Genomic DNA, 3,479 nt, shown 5'->3' on the forward strand with positions numbered 1-3,479 from the left:
ACCAGCAGCACCGTGATGCCCTCCTTCGAAATCTCCCTCACGACCTCGAAGATTTTCTCGACCATGATCGGCGAGAGACCCATCGACGGTTCGTCGAGCAACAGCAGCTTAGGCTTCGACAGCACGGCGCGCGCCATCGCCAGCATCTGCTGCTCGCCGCCCGAGAGCGTGCCCGCGAGCTGGCTCGCCCGCTCCTTCAAGCGCGGGAAGAAGCCGAACATACGCTCGACGTCCTTCTTGATGCCGTCCGTATCGTTACGCAGATACGCGCCCATCTGCATGTTCTCGACGATCGACATGCGCGCGAAGATGCCGCGCCCTTCCGGCACCATCGCCAGACCGCGCTTGAGCAGTTCGTGCGGCGGCACGCCCTTGATCGATTGACCGTTGTACTCGATATCGCCCGCCGAATAGGGCTTCAGGCCCGTGATGGCCTTCATCGTCGTGGTCTTGCCTGCGCCGTTCGCGCCGATCAGCGTGACTAGCTCGCCCTGCGCGACCTCCATGTCGACGCCCTTGACCGCCTGAATGCCGCCGTAATTGACCTGCAGGCCCTTGATTTTCAACATTGCCGTAGCCATCAGTGGACCCCCGCTCCGAGATATGCCTCGATCACCTTCGGGTCTTTCTGCACATCCTGCGGCAGACCTTCGGCGATCACCTTGCCGTAATCGAGCACCGTCATGCGATTGCACAGGTGCATCACGAGCTTCACGTCGTGCTCGATGAGCAGGATCGTCCTGCCGTCGCCACGGATTTTGTCGAGCAGCTTGGTGAGCTCGAGCTTTTCCGTCGCGTTCATGCCCGCAGCCGGCTCGTCCAACGCGAGCAGCTTCGGATCGGTCGCCAACGCGCGCGCGATCTCGAGCCGGCGCTGATGGCCGTACGAGAGGTTGCGCGCCGTGTAGTCGGCATATTGCAGCACGCCCACGTACTCCAGCAGCTCCAGCGCGCGCTCCTTGATCTCGCGTTCTTCCTGGCGCTCGGCCGGCGTCTGGAACACTGCGCCGAACAGGCCGTGCTTCGTGCGCACGTGACGGCCGACCATGACGTTTTCGAGCGCCGTCATGCCGCCGAAAAGGCGGATGTTCTGGAAGGTACGCGCGATCCCCGCCTTCGCCACCTGGTAGACGGCTTCCGGCTTGTATTCCTGGCCGTCGAGCCTGAACTCGCCCGAGTCGGGCGTGTAAAGGCCGGTGATCACGTTGAAGAACGTCGTCTTGCCGGCTCCGTTCGGGCCGATCAGACCGTAGATCTGTCCTTCCTCGATTTTCAAGCCGACGTCGGACAGCGCTTGCAGCCCCCCGAAGCGCTTGTTCACGCCCGTGACGGACAAACGAATGGATTTGTTGCTCATAGAAATATCTCCAGCCTTGGCTTCGGGCATTAGGCGCGCGCCGGCTTCTTGCTGCCGCGCTTGGCCAGTTTCGCGATTCGGTCCTCATGCTTCGCCGCGGGCCACAGACCCTCCGAGCGATAGAGCATGATGAGCACCATGGCGAGGCCGTAGAGCAACTGACGGATCACTTCCGTATCGACGATCTGGTGACCAAAGATCCAGTGCTGCAGCGGACCCATCGTCGAGCGCAGGAATTCGGGGAAGATGGCGAGGAGCACCGCTCCGAGGATCACGCCCGGAATGTGGCCCATGCCGCCCAGTACGACGCAAGCGAGCACAACGACCGATTCCCAGAACGTGAACGATTCGGGCGACACGAAGCCTTGAAAGCCCGCGAACATCGCTCCCGACAGGCCGCCGAACGATGCGCCCATCGCGAATGCGAGCAGTTTCACGTTACGCGTGTTGATGCCCATCGCCTTGGCGGCGATTTCGTCTTCGCGAATGGCGGCCCAGGCGCGACCGATACGCGAGTGCTGCAACCGCGTGCAAACCCAGATGACGAACAGCGAACACAGCACGAACAGGTAGTAATACATGTAGACCGACGGCAGCTGCATGCCGAACAGCGTATGCGTTTGCGACAGATTGAAGCCGGCCACGTGAACCGGGTCGACACCCGTAATGCCCTGCGGACCGTTCGTAATGTTCACCGGACGGTCGAGGTTGTTCATAAAGATCCGGACGATTTCCCCGAAGCCCAAGGTCACGATGGCGAGGTAATCGCCGCGCAGCCGCAGCGTCGGAGCGCCAAGCAGCACACCGAAGAACGCGGCGAGCCCCATCGCGATCGGCACGACCACCCAGTACGGCGCATGGATGCCGCCGGGGAACATATGGCCGATCCACTCGAACTGGTTCGAGAGGTGGGGCGAAGTGAGCAGCGCCGCCGTGTAGGCCCCCACCGCGTAAAAGGCGATGTAGCCCAAGTCGAGCAGGCCGGCGAAGCCGACCACGACGTTCAGGCCCAGCGCGAGCATCACATACAGCATCGCGAAGTCGAGCACGCGCACCCAGTAGTTGCCGCCGGCTGCGCCGATCAGAAGCGGGGCCGCGATCACGAGAGCGGCTGTCAGCACACCGACGACGAGGGTCTTCGCTGCGTTCTTTTCAGGGATGAGCGTCGTGGACGGCTCGATCGGTTGAATTGAGGTCATGTTCCTTGCTCCTTGCCCTTACGCACGGTCTGCCACGCGCTCGCCGAGCAGACCCGACGGACGGAAGACGAGGACGATGATCAGCACGATGAATGCGAATACGTCCTGATAGTTACTGCCGAACACACCGCCCGTCAGATTGCCGATGTAGCCGGCCCCAAGCTGTTCGATCAGGCCGAGCACCACACCGCCGACCATTGCGCCGCCGAGGTTGCCGATGCCGCCCAGCACCGCTGCCGTGAACGCCTTCATGCCGGGAATGAAGCCCATGTAGAAGTGCACGTTGCCGTATTCGGACGCGATCATGACGCCGGCCAGCGCGGCGAGCGCGGAGCCGATCATGAAGGTTGCCGAGATGACGAAGTTGGGGTTCACGCCCATGAGACTCGCGACGTTCGGGTTCTCGGCGATCGCGCGCATCGCGCGGCCGAGCTTCGTCTTGTGCACGAGCAGCAGCAGCCCGCCCATGACGAGGAACGCAACGGCGATGATCACGATTTCCGTCATCGAGATGACCGCGCCCGGATTGTTCTCGCCGGCGGTGATGACGTTGATCGGATCGGTCGACAAGAGCTGCGGGAACGGCAGCGGGTTGCGCGACCAGATCATCATGGCCAGCGTCTCCAGCAGGATCGATACCCCGATTGCGGTAATGAGCGGCGCGAGGCGCGGCGCCCGGCGCAGGGGCCGATAGGCGGCGCGTTCGATCACGTAGCCGACGACCGCGCATACCGCGGCCGCAACAATGAGCCCGATGATCAACGTCGGGATGTTGCCGAGTCCGGGGAAGTGGTTGTGCAGCACCGAGATGGTCGATAACGCGACCATCGCGCCGACCATCAGTACGTCGCCGTGGGCGAAGTTGATGATGCCCAGAATGCCGTACACCATTGTGTAGCCCAGTGCGATGATGGCATAGACGC

General features: G+C 62.6%; 4 protein-coding genes. All 4 read right to left on the bottom strand.

The annotated features are described in order from the left end of the window. Positions 1-581 (bottom strand): ABC transporter ATP-binding protein (locus VGL01_RS15015; protein ID WP_331570631.1); only part of this gene is annotated, 581 nt, incomplete at its 3' end. Then, entirely contained in the window at positions 581-1,357 is a 777-nt protein-coding gene (locus VGL01_RS15020; RefSeq protein WP_331570633.1) for an ABC transporter ATP-binding protein, read from the bottom strand. The genes VGL01_RS15020 and VGL01_RS15015, both read right to left, overlap by 1 nt. Positions 1,358-1,386: 29 nt before the next feature. Next, on the bottom strand, positions 1,387-2,556 hold the full coding sequence (locus tag VGL01_RS15025) for an ABC transporter permease subunit (protein ID WP_331570635.1): 1,170 nt from the start codon (positions 2,554-2,556) through the stop codon (positions 1,387-1,389). Between the two features lie 18 nt (positions 2,557-2,574). Continuing rightward, a partial coding sequence (locus tag VGL01_RS15030; RefSeq protein ID WP_331570637.1) for a branched-chain amino acid ABC transporter permease occupies positions 2,575-3,479 on the bottom strand: 905 nt, incomplete at its 5' end.

The sequence above is a fragment of the Trinickia sp. genome (assembly GCF_036503415.1).
Lineage (GTDB): Bacteria > Pseudomonadota > Gammaproteobacteria > Burkholderiales > Burkholderiaceae > Trinickia.

Coding starts and splice junctions, on each gene's coding strand:
- VGL01_RS15025 (WP_331570635.1), bottom strand. CDS start 2,556: ATGACCTCAATTCAACCGATCGAGCCGTCCACGACGCTCATCCCTGAA.
- VGL01_RS15020 (WP_331570633.1), bottom strand. CDS start 1,357: ATGAGCAACAAATCCATTCGTTTGTCCGTCACGGGCGTGAACAAGCGC.